17 protein-coding genes are annotated in these 15,434 nt (G+C 51.5%); 4 read left to right on the forward strand and 13 right to left on the reverse strand.

What is annotated here, in order from left to right; all coding sequences use genetic code 11:
- Nucleotides 1-17: 17 nt before the first annotated feature.
- The 9 genes from ACTRXH_RS05090 to ACTRXH_RS05130 form a co-directional block, all read right to left on the reverse strand.
- The gene (locus ACTRXH_RS05090; RefSeq protein ID WP_474262303.1) at nt 18-1,052 is read right to left on the reverse strand and encodes an alpha-ketoacid dehydrogenase subunit beta; all 1,035 of its coding nucleotides are present in this window, start codon (nt 1,050-1,052) and stop codon (nt 18-20) included.
- Nucleotides 1,052-2,065: a thiamine pyrophosphate-dependent dehydrogenase E1 component subunit alpha gene (locus ACTRXH_RS05095; RefSeq protein ID WP_474262304.1), complete on the reverse strand. Its 1,014-nt coding sequence runs from the start codon at nt 2,063-2,065 to the stop codon at nt 1,052-1,054. Before ACTRXH_RS05095 ends, ACTRXH_RS05090 begins: the two co-directional genes overlap by 1 nt.
- A gap of 194 nt (nt 2,066-2,259) precedes the next feature.
- Nucleotides 2,260-4,041: a sigma-54-dependent Fis family transcriptional regulator gene (locus ACTRXH_RS05100; RefSeq protein WP_474281008.1), complete on the reverse strand. Its 1,782-nt coding sequence runs from the start codon at nt 4,039-4,041 to the stop codon at nt 2,260-2,262.
- 109 nt (nt 4,042-4,150) lie between these two features.
- Complete coding sequence (locus ACTRXH_RS05105) at nt 4,151-4,609, reverse strand: flavin reductase family protein (protein ID WP_474262306.1); 459 nt, start codon at nt 4,607-4,609, stop codon at nt 4,151-4,153.
- Between the two features lie 94 nt (nt 4,610-4,703).
- On the reverse strand, nt 4,704-5,426 hold the full coding sequence (locus ACTRXH_RS05110) for a GntR family transcriptional regulator (protein ID WP_474281010.1): 723 nt from the start codon (nt 5,424-5,426) through the stop codon (nt 4,704-4,706).
- Between the two features lie 27 nt (nt 5,427-5,453).
- Complete coding sequence (nagB, locus tag ACTRXH_RS05115; RefSeq protein WP_474281012.1) at nt 5,454-6,209, reverse strand: glucosamine-6-phosphate deaminase; 756 nt, start codon at nt 6,207-6,209, stop codon at nt 5,454-5,456.
- A complete protein-coding gene (gene nagA / locus ACTRXH_RS05120) occupies nt 6,206-7,411 on the reverse strand; it encodes an N-acetylglucosamine-6-phosphate deacetylase (RefSeq protein ID WP_474281014.1) in 1,206 nt (401 codons plus the stop codon). The genes nagB and nagA overlap by 4 nt, the downstream gene beginning before the upstream one ends.
- 90 nt (nt 7,412-7,501) lie before the next feature.
- On the reverse strand, nt 7,502-8,461 hold the full coding sequence (locus tag ACTRXH_RS05125; RefSeq protein WP_474281016.1) for a 2-hydroxyacid dehydrogenase: 960 nt from the start codon (nt 8,459-8,461) through the stop codon (nt 7,502-7,504).
- A 548-nt stretch (nt 8,462-9,009) separates the two neighbouring features.
- Nucleotides 9,010-9,987, reverse strand: coding sequence for a 2-hydroxyacid dehydrogenase (locus ACTRXH_RS05130; RefSeq protein WP_474262311.1), 978 nt, complete (start codon nt 9,985-9,987; stop codon nt 9,010-9,012).
- Nucleotides 9,988-10,092: 105 nt separating this feature from the next.
- Here ACTRXH_RS05130 and ACTRXH_RS05135 point away from each other — a divergent pair, with 105 nt between their 5' ends.
- Nucleotides 10,093-10,281: a CsbD family protein gene (locus ACTRXH_RS05135; RefSeq protein WP_298786233.1), complete on the forward strand. Its 189-nt coding sequence runs from the start codon at nt 10,093-10,095 to the stop codon at nt 10,279-10,281.
- Between the two features lie 40 nt (nt 10,282-10,321).
- Here ACTRXH_RS05135 and ytvA read toward each other — a convergent pair whose 3' ends face one another.
- Nucleotides 10,322-11,101: a YtvA family blue-light photoreceptor gene (ytvA, locus tag ACTRXH_RS05140; protein WP_474262314.1), complete on the reverse strand. Its 780-nt coding sequence runs from the start codon at nt 11,099-11,101 to the stop codon at nt 10,322-10,324.
- Between the two features lie 231 nt (nt 11,102-11,332).
- On the opposite strand from ytvA, the gene lhgO reads away from it, so the two are divergent.
- Entirely contained in the window at nt 11,333-12,517 is a 1,185-nt protein-coding gene (lhgO, locus tag ACTRXH_RS05145; RefSeq protein ID WP_474281019.1) for an L-2-hydroxyglutarate oxidase, read from the forward strand.
- A gap of 7 nt (nt 12,518-12,524) precedes the next feature.
- The gene (locus ACTRXH_RS05150) at nt 12,525-12,887 is read left to right on the forward strand and encodes a VOC family protein (protein ID WP_474281021.1); all 363 of its coding nucleotides are present in this window, start codon (nt 12,525-12,527) and stop codon (nt 12,885-12,887) included.
- 46 nt (nt 12,888-12,933) lie between these two features.
- Here ACTRXH_RS05150 and ACTRXH_RS05155 read toward each other — a convergent pair whose 3' ends face one another.
- Nucleotides 12,934-13,116: a hypothetical protein gene (locus ACTRXH_RS05155; RefSeq protein ID WP_474262317.1), complete on the reverse strand. Its 183-nt coding sequence runs from the start codon at nt 13,114-13,116 to the stop codon at nt 12,934-12,936.
- A gap of 301 nt (nt 13,117-13,417) precedes the next feature.
- Between ACTRXH_RS05155 and ACTRXH_RS05160 the strand changes: the two genes are divergently transcribed.
- Entirely contained in the window at nt 13,418-13,633 is a 216-nt protein-coding gene (locus tag ACTRXH_RS05160; RefSeq protein ID WP_474281023.1) for a hypothetical protein, read from the forward strand.
- Between the two features lie 44 nt (nt 13,634-13,677).
- On the opposite strand, the gene ACTRXH_RS05165 is transcribed toward ACTRXH_RS05160, so the two are convergent.
- Complete coding sequence (locus tag ACTRXH_RS05165; protein WP_474281025.1) at nt 13,678-14,025, reverse strand: bh protein; 348 nt, start codon at nt 14,023-14,025, stop codon at nt 13,678-13,680.
- A gap of 99 nt (nt 14,026-14,124) precedes the next feature.
- The gene (locus tag ACTRXH_RS05170) at nt 14,125-15,417 is read right to left on the reverse strand and encodes an NAD(P)H-dependent oxidoreductase (protein ID WP_474281027.1); all 1,293 of its coding nucleotides are present in this window, start codon (nt 15,415-15,417) and stop codon (nt 14,125-14,127) included.
- Nucleotides 15,418-15,434: the final 17 nt, after the last annotated feature.

Below are 15,434 nucleotides of genomic sequence, written 5' to 3' on the forward strand. Positions count from 1 at the left end.
ACTGTCCCTCCTTCCGTTTACATAGTCATCGCAGTATCTTCACCAGTAAGCTCCATGACGGTTCGGACGATGGTGTCCGCCGACGGCAGATACAGATCCTCGAGGACCGGCGAAAACGGCACCGGAGAATGCGGAGCGGTAATCCGTTTAATCGGTGCATCGAGGGAATCGAATCCCTTATCTGCGACCATCGCTGCAATATCGGTCGCTACGTTACAGCGCGGGGTCGCTTCGTCCACGACAATTAAATGATTGGTTTTATCCACTGAAGCTAAAATCGTCTCTTCATCCAGAGGCGAAAGGCTTCGCGGATCTACAATTTCCGCCTGAATGCCTTTGGCCGACAGCTGCTCTGCCGCTTCAAGCGCGGTATGCACCTGCTTGCCGATAGCAACGATCGTGACGTCACTGCCCTCGCGCTTAATGTCCGCTTTACCGAGATCGGTCTTGTAATAGCCTTCCGGCACTTCGCCTTTCATATTGTAAAGCGTTTTATCTTCAAAAAAGACCACCAGGTCATCATCTTCAATGGCTGCGATCAAGAGTCCCTTCGCTTCTGCCGGCGTGGAAGGAACGACTGTTTTAAGCCCCGGTATTGCGGTAAACATCCCATACAGGCTCTGCGAATGCTGGGCCGCAGCCCGAAAGCCCGCTCCATGCATCGTCCGGATGGTCAGCGGCACCTTCGCTTTACCACCGAACATATAACGCAGCTTCGCCCCCTGGTTCATTACCTCATCGAGGCAGCTGCCAATAAAGTCGTTAAACATCAGCTCCGCCACCGGGCGCATGCCGGTTGCTGCTGCACTGACGGCCGCGCCGACATAGCCTGCTTCTGCAATCGGGGTATCGAGAATGCGGTCCCTCCCGAATTCCTGCACCAGCCCCTGCGTGACACCCATGACCCCACCCCAGGCTTCCTCGTCCTGCAAATGATCGACGGCCGCGCCGCCGGCTACATCTTCACCCATTAAAATAACGTTTTTATCTCTTCGCATCGTTTCGGCAAGTGCTTCATTAATTGCATCAGAAAAGCTGATGGTCCGTCCCATTACGACTCCCTCCCTGTATTCGTGTAATCCACATACACGTCAGTTATTAAGCTGCCGGCATCCGGGTAATCACTACTTTCTGCAAATTCGACCGCGGCCTGGATGGAGGCTTTCACCTGTTCATCCAGCTTGTTCAGGCCCTCCTCGTTGGAAAGGTTGTGCTGGAGCATATACTGGCGGAACTGTAAAATCGCGTCTTTATCCTTCAGATGCTCTTCGCGCTCCTCCGAGCCTTTATATTTCTGGGCATCGCCTTCAAAGTGACCGTAGTTCCGGTACGTTTTACATTCAATCAAGGAAGGGCCTTCACCGTTTCTTGCTCTTTCGACCGCCCTTGCTGCCGCTTCGTATACAGCCATTGCGTCTTTGCCATCAACAATTTCTCCCGGGATGCCGTAAGAGGCTGCCCGGTCGGCGATATTTTCACAGCTCGAGGCGTAGGAAAATGGAGTCGCTTCAGCGTAGCCGTTGTTTTCGGCAACAAAGATGACCGGCAGATTCCAGATAGCCGCCATATTAATCCCCTCATGGAATGTGCCGTGGTTATTGGCCCCGTCTCCAAAAAAGCAGACCGCCACGCCTCCCGTGTTCTGCAGCTTCGCTGTCAGGCCGGCGCCAGTAGCGAGCGGAAAACCGCCGCCAACGATGCCATTGGCCCCGAGCATGCCTTTACTAACATCAGCAATATGCATTGAGCCGCCTTTACCGTTGCAAAGCCCGGTTTCTTTTCCATAAATCTCGGCCATCATACCGTTCAGATCACACCCCTTCGCGATGCAGTGACCGTGCCCGCGGTGAGTGCTTGTGATGCTGTCTTTGTCATTCAGGTGCGCGCATACGCCGACCGCCACCGCTTCCTCTCCTGCATACAAATGAACAAATCCCGGCAGCACTCCTTTGCTGAACGTTTCATGGACAGTATCTTCAAAATACCGAATTTCAGACATTTTTTGATACATCCACATGGCCTGATGGGAATCCATCGTCTGTGTTCTTGTGTTGGACGCTTCCATACTGATCCTCCTTTAATATTCATTTATTGCAGGCAAAAGAAGCCTGCGGGCGTTCTCGCCCTAAACACTTGCAAGTTTTGTGCCAACAATATCTACGTTATTTTCAGGCAGTCGCTTCAGTTTCAGGCTTTTGCTCCACAAAAAAATGAGACAATCCGGAGCATCATGCTCCGGATTGTCTCATTTTGTCGCAATTATTCCAGCCCATATTTTTTCAGCTTCCGGTAAAGCGTGCTTCTCGCCATCCCAAGCAGCTTTGCCGAAGCCGCTACACGGCCGCTGCAGGCCTCAAGCGCCTGTTCGATCCGCTCGCACTCCATCTGCTCCCGGTAAGTAAACCGGCTCGTCGTGAGCTGCCGGGCTTCCGGGGCAGAAAGAAAAGGATCAAGGAGCACGTCCATCGGCACAACTCCTTCATAATACGTATACATACGCTCCAGTACATTAAAGAGTTCCCGGATGTTTCCCGGCCATTCGTAACCGGCCATCTGGGCCAGCAGCTGTTTCGGCCAGGTGGTGCTCCATCCCTGCTTCTCTGAAATGTAGCGGATCAGCTCCGGCAGATCCTCCATCCGCTCTCTGAGCGGCGGCAGCGTGAGCGGATACACATAAATGCGGTAATACAAATCTTCCCGGAAATTTCCTTCCTGAACCAGCTCAGTAATATGCTTGTTGCTTGCAGTAACAAGCCGGAAGTTAACCGGGATGGAGTCTCTGCTCCCAACCGGCGTGACCCTTTTCTCCTGTAGCACACGTAAAAGTGCCACCTGGGCTGCCGGGGAAATTTCAGAGATTTCGTCTAAAAAGAGGGTGCCGTTTTTCGCTTCCCGGATTTTCCCCTCGGAGCCTCCCCTCCTCGCCCCGGTAAATGCGCCGCTATCGTAGCCGAACAGTTCGCTTTCGAGCAGGTTTTCCGGAATAGCCCCGCAGTTTACTGCGATAAACGGACCATTTCGGTATTCACTATTGTCATGCAAGAGTCTTGCCATAACTTCCTTGCCCGTCCCGGTCTCACCGAAAAGATGAACGGAGACCGATTGTTTGGCAGCCTTTTTCACCTCCGCGATCGTTTGTTCAAAGGCCGGGCTTACCCCTACGGCTTCCCCCCGGGAGAAAGGCCGGGCTGCCGGGACCTTCTTTTTTTCCACCTTCGTACGCACAAGCTGATACCGATAACCGAGCAGCCGGCGGGTGGCTGCAGAATAGATTGGGACTGCCAGTCGGCTGATGGCCGGATCATTTCCCTGCTCGTCTTCCTTCCATTCCGGATGGCGGTACACTTCGGTTCCATAAGCATTCGTCAGCAAATACGGTGTGAACGTATGGTCGCCTGCGAGGGCGTATTGAAGCAGCTCGATTTCCTGCTGACGGAGCTTTTCCTGCCAGGAGCGCTCAATCGCAAATGCTGCTGAAACGACCGTGCCCATAATTTGTTCTTTCTGCGTAAAACCAAAGGGACTCGACATATCAAGCACGCCAAGGATGCCCCCTTTGCCGTCGTATACCGGTACCGCTGCGCATTCCCAGCTTTTGGAGGCTTTAGAGTAGTGCTCTTCTTTGACGACCGCAATCGGTTCCCCTGTAGAAAGACTGGTCCCGATGGCATTCGTCCCTACCGCCCGGTCGGTCCAGGTAACGCCCTCTCCAAAATGAATGCTTGAGGCATGAGCAAGAGCCTGCCGATGCCCGTTGATGTACAGCACTTTGCCTTGTTCATCCGTAAGCAGAAGCAAAAGCTTCATGCTCTCACAAAATTCCTGCAGCTGCCGAAGCATTGGATCTGCCGCTTCCAAGTACATTTCCCGTTCTTTTTTGTAGGCCAGCCACTCCTTTCGTTCCGGCAGCTGGCCGATGCCTCCAGCTGGATCGACTCCTTCCCGTGCGCATATATGCCATGACTCTGCGATCCGCTTTTCCATCCGTGTACGGTCCAGTATTCCCGTCTCCGACCACCGGTTCCATTCCGCTTTATTCACGATTCGCACCTCTCTTTTGAAAGCGTTTTCTTACATATAATGTAGCACGCCCTTCCTGGAGAAAAAAGAGCCGGAATATAAAAAAACACCCGGCCGAAAGCCGGATGATTTATTCCATATAGCGGTATTTGCCTTCAAAATAAACGAGCGGTGCTTCATCCTGGACCGTCACATTTTCCACGGAACCGATAAACAGTGTGTGATCCCCTGCATCGACTTCGTTATATTTCGTGCAGGCAAGCTGCGTGATGGCTCCTTCAATGACCGGACGATCTTCAAACCGCTCAAAGCTCACCTCTGCGTCTTCTTCTGTCTGGCGGGCAAAGTAGCGCGATACTGCCTCCTGGCCGTTGCCAAGAACACTGATGGCAAACTGATCTGCTTCCTGCATATATTCGTGCATCGATGCCGTTTTAGCCACGGAAATGAGAATCAGCTTTGGTTCAAGTGAAACAGACATGAACGCGTTTGCCGTCATGCCATGAACTGTTCCTTCAAGCTCCGTCGTAAGCACCGTAACACCGGTCGTAAATTTTCCCATGGCTGCTTTAAACAATCGATCATCCATTTGTGCGGCCTCCCTCATTATCAGCTAATCGTTATCCTGCGAGCATTTTAACGTAAATCAGCCCAGAAAACCAGAAAAGCCGCTTCGGCCACCCTTACCGCGGCATATGAATACGGAACTTGTACCGATCCCCCCGGTAGGAAGAAATAACGTGTTCAAACGGTTCCCCCTCCGCAGTATACGTATTCCGGGAGATTAAAAGAACCGGGGCTCCCGGTACAATGCCGAGAAGCTCTGCTTCGCGCTCCGACGCAAGGGATGCCTCAAGGGACTGATCGGCGGACCCAATTATGATGCCGTAATCCTGCTCAAGCCGGTTATAAATAGAGCCTGATGCCGATTCTTCGCCAAGGCCGGGAAACATCTCTGCATTCAGATAGGAATTCTCTAGCGCCATCGGCTTATTATCCGCGAGTCTAAGCCGCTCCATCCTGTAGACCGAACCGCCTTTCAGCTGAAGCAGTCTCGCTGTTGCCGCGTCCGCTTCTTCCATTTGAAACAGCTGCAGCTCGCTGCTTGCCTTCATGCCGCGCGCCTTCATATCCTCGGTAAAGCTCGTGAGACCCTGAAGCATCTGTTCAATCTTAGGTTCAGCCACAAACGTTCCTTTGCCCTTTTCCCTTGTCAGCAGCTGCTCGCTTACAAGCTCCGTCACCGCCTGGCGGACCGTCATACGGCTTACATCAAATTCTTCAGCAAAAATACGCTCGGACGGAAGCATATAGCCTGGAGGCCATTCGCCGCTCTCAAGCTTTCCACGGATCATTTCCTGTATTTGATAATAAATCGGCAACGGGGATTTTTTGTTAATTTTCATATACCGCATCCTCCCGTTTTCACGTTTTCACCCGGTAAAGCGCCGCAACACTTCTGCGGGGACATCCGCCAGCGCTTCTTCGTCAGCAATCACCGTTACACTGGAGTGCTTTTTCAGTACGGAAGCCGGGAAGTCTTCCTGCACCTCTCCTTCTAACAGACGAAGAAGGGCTTCTTTTTTACGTCTGCCAAACACGAGCAAAAGAATCTCACGGCTGTCCATAATGGTTTCAATTCCCATAGTTACCGCCTGTGTTGGAACGTCCTTAATACTCGAAAAAAATCTGGCGTTGGCCTCTCTCGTTGACGGCTTCAATTGTATCACATGCGTCCGGCTTGAAAAGGAGGTGCCGGGCTCATTAAACCCAATGTGGCCGTTTTCGCCAATGCCGAGAAGCTGCATATCAATACCCCCGGCTGCAGCAATTTGTTTTTCGTAGCGTCTGCATTCCTGCTCCAGGTCATCGGCTGTTCCGTTCGGAAGGTGCGTCTGTTCCGGCTGCAGCTGCAGCGGCTGAAAGACTTTGTGCTGCATGTATGCATGATAGCTTTGCGGATGGTCTTCCGGCATACTGGCATACTCATCAAGGTTAAATGTCGTAACACGGGAGAGATCCAGGCCCCCGCGGTCATAGATTTTCTTCAGCTGCTGATACGTACCCTCCGGCGTACCGCCGGTAGCCAGCCCCAGCACACAGTCCGGTTTCTCCTGCACTTTTCCGGCGATCATTTCTGCCGCATGCACGCTCAATGCTTCTCTGTCAGTCACACGGATAAGCTTCACGGCTTCACTTCTCCTTTCTGTTCAGGCGCAGCGACGCGTCCGCGGCACCAGACCTTCTGTATATGCATACTGTCGTCCATCCAGACAATATCGGCATCCTTTCCAGCCTGAATGCTGCCTTTCCGCTCCGCGAGTCCTATTTCATGCGCGGCGTTCCAGGAGGTCATGCGCACCGCTTCCTCACGGCTGCAGCCTGTAAATGCCTGAATATTGCGGAAGCCTTGATCCATAGCGAGCATACTTCCGGCGATCGTGCCGTCTGCCAGATACGGCTTGTCTCCGGCCACCGTTACCTGCTGGCCGCCGAGATCGTACGAACCGTCCGGCAGATTTTTTGCCCTCAGGGAATCAGTAATAACACAGATTCGACCGGGACCGGCTGCCTGATAGGCAAGCTTGACCATGTCCGGATGGCTGTGGACGCCGTCTGCGATAATTTCAACGGAAAGCCCCGGATTTAAAAACGCCGCGGCAGCAACGCCGGGCTCCCGGTGATGCAGTCCGCTCATACCGTTGTACAAATGGGTAATGTGCGAAAGACCATTCTCTACTGCCTCGTCCACGAGCGCTTTGGAGGCGTTCGAATGCGCTGCGGAAGCAACGACCCCGATGCTTTGCAGGTGAGCGGTCAGCGTAAAGTCCGGATCATGCTCCGGAGCCAGTGAAACAATCCGGATTGCGTTTCCGGAAGCACGGCGCCACGTTTCAAACAAATCCACCGAAGCCGGGACCATGAATTCAGCCGGCTGGGCACCGGCTTTGGAAGGTTCAAAAAACGGGCCTTCAACGTGTGCACCTGCAATCTCCGCCTGGCCTTCTCCCGTCATGGCTTTCCGGTGTTCAGCCACTGCTTCCAGGGCTTTTGTAATCTCCTCGCTCTTCTGGGTAATCGTAGTTGGAAGAAAAGCTGTTGTACCTTCAGCCGGCAGCACCCTGGCCATTGTTTCCAGTGCCTCCGCAGTACCATCCATCGCGTCTGCTCCCTGGACGCCGTGAATATGCATATCAATCATTCCCGGTATAAAGAAGCCCCGGGAGCCGTCCACCATCGCTGCCCTCCGACGTATTTCCTCTGGCACTTCCCGCAGGCTTTCCATGCTTCCTGTCCGGTGGATTTCCTGCCCGCGGATCCAGATGAACTGATCGTTTGAGGTACGGTCTGCGTTTACAATAGTCGCTGAACATATAATAGTATCTTCCACTGCGAGTCCCCTCCTTTTCTATATCGTACCAGTATAAAATATAGTTGTCTATACCAATTATGCCAAAAAAACAGGAGCCTCTCTCCTGCTTCACAGCTGATCCTGAGGCTCCTGGCAGTTCAATACCTGCAGCACATTTTCCGCCGCCCGCAGCGACATATTGTTTTCATTTTCTTCGGTGAAGGAGCCAATATGCGGAAGCGTCACTACATGTGGAAACGAGAGCAGTGGATGGTCGGACGGAACCGGTTCCTCCGAAAATACATCCAGACCGGCACTCCGTATCCACCGATTTTGAAGCGCTTTGACAAGCGCCGGTTCATCTACGACGCCTCCCCGCGACCCATTAATAAATACAGCTGACGATTTCATCCGTTGAAAAGCTGCTTCGTTCATTAAATGATACGTTTCTTTGGTAAGCGGCGTCATCGTACAGACAAAATCCGATTGTTCAAGCAGCGGCTCAAGTTCTGTCCACGAGGCGCCGTATTTTTCCTCCGCTTCGCGCTTTCGCGAACGGTTGTAATATAAAACGTTCATATCAAAGCCAAAACGGGCCCGTTTAGCAATTGCTTCCCCAATGCGCCCCATGCCGATTATACCGAGCGTCCGGTGGTGCACGTCCACACCGAAATAATCATCCGGGAGTGTATTCTGCCACCTCCCGTCTTTAACGTAGCGGTCGGTTTCCGGAATGCGTCTGGCCGCCGCCAGCAGCAGACCGAAAATAGCGTCTGCCGTCGTATCGTTTAACACTTCCGGCGTATTGGAAGCATATATGCCCCTGGCTTTTAAAGCTTCCAGATCCAGATTATCGTAGCCAACAGAAACGTTGGCGGCAATACGGAGATTTGGAGCCTGTTCCAGAAAATCTTCATCGATTTCATATTCGATACCGATAATGGCTGCAGCCTCAGCCATCGTTTCGCGGAACTCCGGATCTTCGAGTGTTTCGCTTTGTTCAAAATACCGGACTTCACACACTTCTGCCAGTTTTTCACGGGCCTCTCTGCTGACCCGGTTGTATGCAGCGACTAATGGTTTTTCCATACATAATCTCCTTTCATCCCATTTTCAGTGATTTTCACTGTTTGTTCACTGATAGCTCCTTTATAAGCTCATTTTCTTTAAAAACGATGTTTTATCATCGTTTTGTCCTGGGAATAGTCCCTGTACAATCTTCAAAAGAAAGGGGCATTTTCATGTTATTTATTGAAGCCCGCAAACGCATGCAGGAAGACCTTATCAAAAACGGGGAACAGCAGGTCAAACAACCAAAACAGGCTGCGAAGCGCAAATTCCGTAAACGGAAAAGCAGCTGAAACCAAACTTCATGATTACAACGTCCTTCAACAGGGTATTCGTTAAGTAAGAATTTGAAGATGGAGGACGTTATCTACTATGAGAAAACTAATTAAAATGGCTGTCAAAGTTGGACCTTTTGTTTATCCGTATGTACGAAAATGGTGGAAAAACCGCAAACAAAAGCGCTGAAATCATGAAGCGCTCATATAAACGCTGAAAAAGACAGCCGTTCTCGCACATAGAGGGCGGTTCTTCTTATGTCCAAAACCGCCTCCTGTCTGCCACCGGGGCGCCTACTTTCTGCCTTTACCCCATGCCTGTTCATTGACGAGGGCTTCCGGCTTTTCACCCTTTAAGGCTTTTACGCACTGCTCAGCTGCCTCCATGTACATCGCTTCCCGGGTTTCTGTCGTACCGGTGCCGATATGAGGAAGAAGCGTCACTTCGGGCATCGTGAAAAACGGGTGATCCGATGGCAGCGGTTCCTCTTCAAACACATCGAGCCCTGCCGCGAAAATCTCTTTTTCCCGGAGTGCCGTGATCAACGCCTGTTCATCCACTACAGATCCGCGCCCGCCGTTCAGAAATACCGCTGTTGATTTCATTTTCCGGAAAGCATCTGTACCCAGCATGTGCCTGGTTTCACTGGTTAGCGGCAGCAGTACCATCACCACATCCGACGACGCGAGCAGATCATCGAGCTGCTCATAGACGGCTCCAGTTTCTTTTTCCGCCTGTTCATGCCGTGAACGGTTATAGTAGCTGACCTCCATCCGGAAGCCTTCCTTTGCCCGGCGGGCGACTTCTTTTCCTATGCCTCCCATGCCAATGATACCGAGCTTTTTATGATGAACGTTCAAGCCGAACCATTCCTTCGGCGCGTTCCGGTCCCATTCTCCGTTTTTAACAAGCTCATGCATTTCCATCAAACGCCTCGAAGCGCCGATCATCAGCCCAAACATCGTGTCCGCCATCGTATCGATAACTGCCGAGGGAGTGTTTGTAACTACAATGCCCCGGTCTGTCAGCAGACCGACGTCAAGGTTATCCACCCCGGCTGAAGCGTTGCTTACTACCCGAAGCTCCGGCGCTTTATCCAACAGCTCCTGATCGACAGGCAGTCCTGCTCCGATAAGCGCCTCCGCGTTCGGCAGCACCTCCATAAATTTTTCCCGTTCTTTGTTCGGACGGATCACATGAAGCTCCGCCCTTGCTTCGAGGTACTCCCGGACATGCTCCGGCGGATTCGTATAGGCAATAATGACAGACATACAGGTGTGCTCCTTTGCATACGTATTTTTGTGGCATCATTTGTTTTATCCCAGGCTTCACCGGGAATATTCCCAGTACGAACCTAATACAGGAGGTATTTATTTATGGCAGATAAAAAGGGCTTCAGCGATAAAGTAAAGGGCGCTGTTAATAAAGTAAAGGGTGAAGCTAAGGATCAGGCAGGCAATGCCAAGGACGACCCGAAAATGCAGCGTGACGCCAAGAAAGATAAAGTAAAAGGCGAAGTACAGAACAAAGCCGGTGACGCCAAAAGACAGGACGAGGAAAAATAAGCAGCATTGGTAAAGCCGGAATGCTAAAGATTCCGGCTTTTTACGTTATGCCGAGCTCCTGCAGCATTTCTTTCACCGTAGCTGCGGTCCGCAGATAGGAAAGCGAAATGTTCTGCGATGTGAAATCCATTGAAAGCTCCGGCCTGATCCCGGTTACAATCAGCTCTGATCCGAGAAGTCGGAGCAGGTGATGCAGATTCATAATGCCGTCGGCCACCTGCTCGTCGTACTCATCCATGCCGGAAAGATCAAGAATCAGCTTTTCATAATGGATATTTCCATACGCTTCGGAAATTTTATGAAAGATCATTTCAAACCGTTCATAGGACAAATCCCCGACCACCGGAAGCACAGATATTTTTTCTGTGATCGGCACGATTGGCGTTGAGAGCCGGTCCACCTGACGCTCGCTTTTGTCCAGATCGTCTTCGTATTTTTTCTGCCGGGTAATGTCGCGCTGGACGCCGAGAAAATACAGACGGTTCTCCATATAAATGGGCTCAATATAAATCTCATTCCAAAACGGCGTGCCGTCCTTCTTAAAATTTTCGAGCTCGAGGACGTATTCCTCCCGGGCTGCCACCGCACGTTTCATATTTTCTATTGCCTGCTCGTTTCGGTTCTCCCCCTGAAGAAAACGGCAGTTATATCCTACGCTTTCTTCGTACGTATAGCCGGTAACGTCGGTAAAGCCCCGGTTCACATAAACGATGGGGTTATCCTCTTTATTCGGGTCTGTGATAACCAGTCCGACCTTCGAATGATCGATCGCTTTTAAAATTAACGAGTCTGTTAAAATATCATCGTTAAACTCATCCATGACGCGTGCAATCCTTTCCCAATCCGAGTGTTTATTATGTACCTCATATTTGCTATTCCTTTTTTCTGCAGCGCGGTAAACTTCCAATTTTTCTTTCCAGCCTTCACTACTTAATCATTATAATAGAAACACGATTTTTAAAAAATGCTCCCGTTGTAAGTTTTAAAAAAACGGGTATGCTTGTGCGTAGGCAGTCTCTCTTAAAAAATTGTCGTTTAAAGGAGCTTCGATATGTACGATTATATCATTATCGGCGGCGGAATCGTCGGACTTGCTGCAGCTTATGCGCTGCTTGAAGAAGAACCCGGCGCCGGAGTAGTCGTTTTAGAAAAAGAATCCCATCTGGCCTCGCATCAGACAGGCAGAAACAGCGGTGTTATTCATTCGGGCATCTATTACCGCCCCGGCAGCCTGAAGGCTGCTCTTACAGAAAAGGGACGGAAATCGCTCGCTGCTTTCTGCGACCAGCACGGTGTCGACTATACGATCTGCGGGAAAATCATTGCCGCAAAAAGTGAAGACGAATTACTGCAGCTGCGGAAGCTCTACGAACGCGGCAGACAAAACGGACTGCAGCCGCGCTACCTGTCGCTTGAGGAGCTTGCAGAACGAGAGCCGTATGTAAGCGCCCAGCACGCGCTCCTTGTGCCTGAAACCGGCATCGTCGATTACGGTGAAGTCGCCCAGGCACTTGCCGGGGAAATCCGCCAGCGGGGCGGTGATATTCTGATCGGGCAGCGGGCCGAACAAATTCAGGAGACTGAACAAAGCGTGAGCGTCACTACCCCGGACCAGACGTTTACCGGCCGGAAGCTCATCAACTGCGGCGGCCTGCACAGTGATAAAATCGCCCGCATGGCCGGCTACCATACCGATGTCCGTATTGTTCCGTTCCGCGGGGAATACTATACGCTCGCCCCGGAGGCTGCACATAAAGTTTCCTGGCTCATCTATCCGGTACCGGACCCGGCCTTTCCATTTCTAGGCGTTCATTTCACGCGTATGAGCCGGGGAGGCGTAGAAGCAGGCCCGAATGCCGTATTAAGCTTTGAGCGGGAAGGGTACGGCAAAATGGCCGTTAACCCGGCAGATGCCTGGGAGCACCTCCGTTCCCCCGGGTTAAGGAAGCTTGCTTCCCGTTACTGGAAGGCAGGAGCGCAGGAATACGTGCGTTCCTTTTCCAAACAGGCATTTACCGCAGAGCTGCAGCAGCTGATTCCTTCTCTTTCAGCCGATGAGCTTGTACCCGGCGAATCGGGGATACGAGCCCAGGCTCTTCAGGAAGACGGGACGCTGATGGACGATTTCTTTTTCATTGAGGGCTCCCGCAGTCTCCACGTATTAAACGCCCCGTCGCCCGCAGCAACAGCTTCGCTTGAAATTGGAAAAACGATTGCCCAAAAAGTGAAAGGATGACCCTCTTATGACATTATTTACTGGAATTGATCACGTACAGCTTGCTGCACCGCCGGATAGCGAAGAAAAAGCCCGTCATTTTTTTCACACCATTCTCGGCATGCCCGAAATACCAAAGCCCGAAGATTTGGCCAAACGCGGCGGCGTATGGTTTGACTGTGGCGGCCTTGAAATCCACATTGGCGTTGAAGAGCCGTTTTCTCCGGCCCGCAAGGCACACCCGGCGCTCCGCGTGCACAATCTCGAGCTTGCCAGGGAGCGCCTGCAGGAGTTTAACTGGCCCGTAAAACCCGAACAGCCGCTGAACGGCTCTCCCCGCTTTTATACCGAGGACCCGTTTGGCAACCGCCTCGAACTGATTGAAGGATAATAAAAAATCCCCGGCGTCAATGCCGGGGACTTGCTGATATTAGCTTTTACAGACTGAGCATTTTCACCGAGTTCGGGTGCAGCTCCTCCTTTAACTGCTCATACATCGTCGTTGCGCAGTCTTTTCCCTCTAAAATTAATTCCTCTTTCGCCTCACGGCCCTTATAGTTTTTTAATGAAATTTCACGGCCGTCCTGGTCTACTGCGATCAGCATATACTTTTGTTCCATGGATGCTCCCCCTTTTCTCTCTTCCCTCTCTTTTTTCAGCCGTTGTGTGTGCTATCTGCTCAGATATACCGTGACTGTCACATTTCTGCTGGTTTAAATTACTGGTAGTTTGTTTAGGGTTAAATGGGCTGTCAGAAACATTATTTTCCCGGATACCGCCCGGCGTAAACTTCCCCCGCTTAATACTATCTGCTTACAACCTCTGGTTTTCTTTTAAGCTGTTCCGGGTACATAGTCTTTAAGTAAATTATTATATACCGCTTTTATTCCTACCATTTATTATACGCCGAAGGAGTGAAATATGATGGACTACTCCATGTCGCGTCAGATTATTTATTGTTCGATTACACAACAGAAGGTGCTTCACGAATTATCCTACGTTTATAAAGATGGCGTGTTTGACTCTGTTGCTACATGCACCGGAGTGTCAGAGGCCTGCGCTGCATGCCCTCTGCTGGAGTTCAACCGCGCGTATGAAAAGACTCCTGCGCCCCGCCGGCTGTTAGCCAGCGGATAAATATATCCATCCATAAAAAATCTTCCTCCCCCGCTCGCGCGTGGTCAGGAAGATTTCTTTTGTTTATTTTTATAGTAGCGCAATGTTTTCTGGGTATCATTTAAATCCCGCATCAGCCGGTAGGGCTTGCTTGCCAGCCGGAACGGCATCCGTACGACAAACGGCGTTCCGCTTTCTTTATATTCCTCTGTTAAACGGGTTGGCTTGGTAGTCACGCGGTCATACACTTCGCTGTACCATTCCTTCATGATATCGCGGTTTAATGTCAGCTCCCGGCCGCACGTGCGGCATTCCATGCTGTACACGTCCCCATTAATGTATTCCACGTTGTGGGGCGCCTCTTCCCTACAATGAGCGCACTGTAAGTAAATGAGCTCCTTACGTTTTTTCATCGCTTCAGCCCCTCCTTTACTTATTACTCTTTTATTATACCACGATTTGAAGACGGAAAAAGAAGCGGCCGCTAATTTCGGCAGCGCTTCCTTCTCATTTTATTTCCACTCGTGATCCTGCATTTTCCTAAGACGCCAGATGGTGGATTCCACTGTCTGCTCCACGTCCTGATACGTAATGATTTCCCCTTTTTTTACAGCCCGGGTCATTTTTACATTTTTGTCTGCGAGACCGATTGGAAGTGCTCCCTTTTCTTTGGCTTCCGGGGCTTCCATTACAGTGCCGTAAATGGTAAAGCCGCCAATGGAATCCAAATGCTCGTCCACTTCCAGATCGCGCTTCGCCACGGCCACTGTTTCAGCAATATGGCCGGCGTCCGGGGCGATCGTCGCCTGGCTGTCCAGGTACGCCCGCGCCACGGAAAGCGGTGTTTCCAGGCTTGTCAGGTGGTAAGGCCGGTACAGCACGTAGTTTGGCCCCTCCCCCATTTTTAAATATTTCATTTCCGCGTTCACTTCTTCCATATCAGAAGCAACGATGGCAAACACTCCCGGGGCGATCCCGTTGATGTATTCCACTACGTGCTGCTTTTCGACTTTCCCTCCCTGCTCCCGCAGCTGGAAGAGCTCCGGAAGATCTGCGACCCCGGCTTCAAATCCATTCATGCCCGGATTTTCCGGTACAAAGCCGGTCGCATTCGCCACAGCATTCATCTCCACCATCGTTTTCGTGCCGTCCTGGAAGGAGGCAAGCATTTTCGGGCTTGAGCCCTTTTCTTCGGCTTCAGCTGCTGCCGTGTCCGGATTGGCTTCCACATTTAACGGGTTGTTTTTGCCTTTGCCAAGCGCCACCACCTCAAAGCCAATCGCATCAGCAAAATCATACAGCTCCATAATCGCTCCCGGCTCATCCCCTGCCGAGCCGGTGTACACGACGCCACTCGCATCTGCCATCCGCTTCAGCAGCGGCCCGACGGTAACGTCCGCCTCGACGTTCAGCATGACGATGTGCTTCCGGCTCAAAATGGCGTTCCAGGCAATTTCTGCCCCAATATTCGGCACCCCGGTCGCATCCACCACAACATCCACCTCATCGAGCGCGCATACGAGCAGCGCTTTGGTGGACGCCACCACTTTGTTCAGCTGGATGGCCTGCGAGGCTTCTTCTTTATTGTTAGTAGAAACAATATTTCCCCGCTCAATACCGGCATGCCCGTATGCGTTAATGACGTTATCTTCATTTATATCCGCCGTAATGACGACCCGCATGCCCTTCATGTTTTCAATTTGCGCGATCATGCCGCGACCCATCTGCCCGGCGCCGACAAGACCTACTTTAATGTAGCGGCCCTCTCTTTCGAGTGCCTGCAGCTTTCGGTTAATTCCTATCATTGCTCTCCACTCCTATC

It is taken from the genome of Marinococcus sp. LNHM5E3-2.1, from assembly GCF_056034365.1.

What these genes read in the sequence shown, in the direction of transcription:
- ACTRXH_RS05090 (WP_474262303.1), bottom strand. Translation starts at nt 1,052, where the DNA reads ATGGGACGGACCATCAGCTTTTCTGATGCAATTAATGAAGCACTTGCC.
- ACTRXH_RS05095 (WP_474262304.1), bottom strand. Translation starts at nt 2,065, where the DNA reads ATGGAAGCGTCCAACACAAGAACACAGACGATGGATTCCCATCAGGCC.
- ACTRXH_RS05105 (WP_474262306.1), bottom strand. Translation starts at nt 4,609, where the DNA reads ATGGATGATCGATTGTTTAAAGCAGCCATGGGAAAATTTACGACCGGT.
- ACTRXH_RS05110 (WP_474281010.1), bottom strand. Translation starts at nt 5,426, where the DNA reads ATGAAAATTAACAAAAAATCCCCGTTGCCGATTTATTATCAAATACAG.
- ACTRXH_RS05125 (WP_474281016.1), bottom strand. Translation starts at nt 8,461, where the DNA reads ATGGAAAAACCATTAGTCGCTGCATACAACCGGGTCAGCAGAGAGGCC.
- ACTRXH_RS05130 (WP_474262311.1), bottom strand. Translation starts at nt 9,987, where the DNA reads ATGTCTGTCATTATTGCCTATACGAATCCGCCGGAGCATGTCCGGGAG.
- ACTRXH_RS05135 (WP_298786233.1), top strand. Translation starts at nt 10,093, where the DNA reads ATGGCAGATAAAAAGGGCTTCAGCGATAAAGTAAAGGGCGCTGTTAAT.
- ytvA (WP_474262314.1), bottom strand. Translation starts at nt 11,101, where the DNA reads ATGGATGAGTTTAACGATGATATTTTAACAGACTCGTTAATTTTAAAA.
- lhgO (WP_474281019.1), top strand. Translation starts at nt 11,333, where the DNA reads ATGTACGATTATATCATTATCGGCGGCGGAATCGTCGGACTTGCTGCA.
- ACTRXH_RS05150 (WP_474281021.1), top strand. Translation starts at nt 12,525, where the DNA reads ATGACATTATTTACTGGAATTGATCACGTACAGCTTGCTGCACCGCCG.
- ACTRXH_RS05155 (WP_474262317.1), bottom strand. Translation starts at nt 13,116, where the DNA reads ATGGAACAAAAGTATATGCTGATCGCAGTAGACCAGGACGGCCGTGAA.
- ACTRXH_RS05160 (WP_474281023.1), top strand. Translation starts at nt 13,418, where the DNA reads ATGATGGACTACTCCATGTCGCGTCAGATTATTTATTGTTCGATTACA.
- ACTRXH_RS05165 (WP_474281025.1), bottom strand. Translation starts at nt 14,025, where the DNA reads ATGAAAAAACGTAAGGAGCTCATTTACTTACAGTGCGCTCATTGTAGG.
- ACTRXH_RS05170 (WP_474281027.1), bottom strand. Translation starts at nt 15,417, where the DNA reads ATGATAGGAATTAACCGAAAGCTGCAGGCACTCGAAAGAGAGGGCCGC.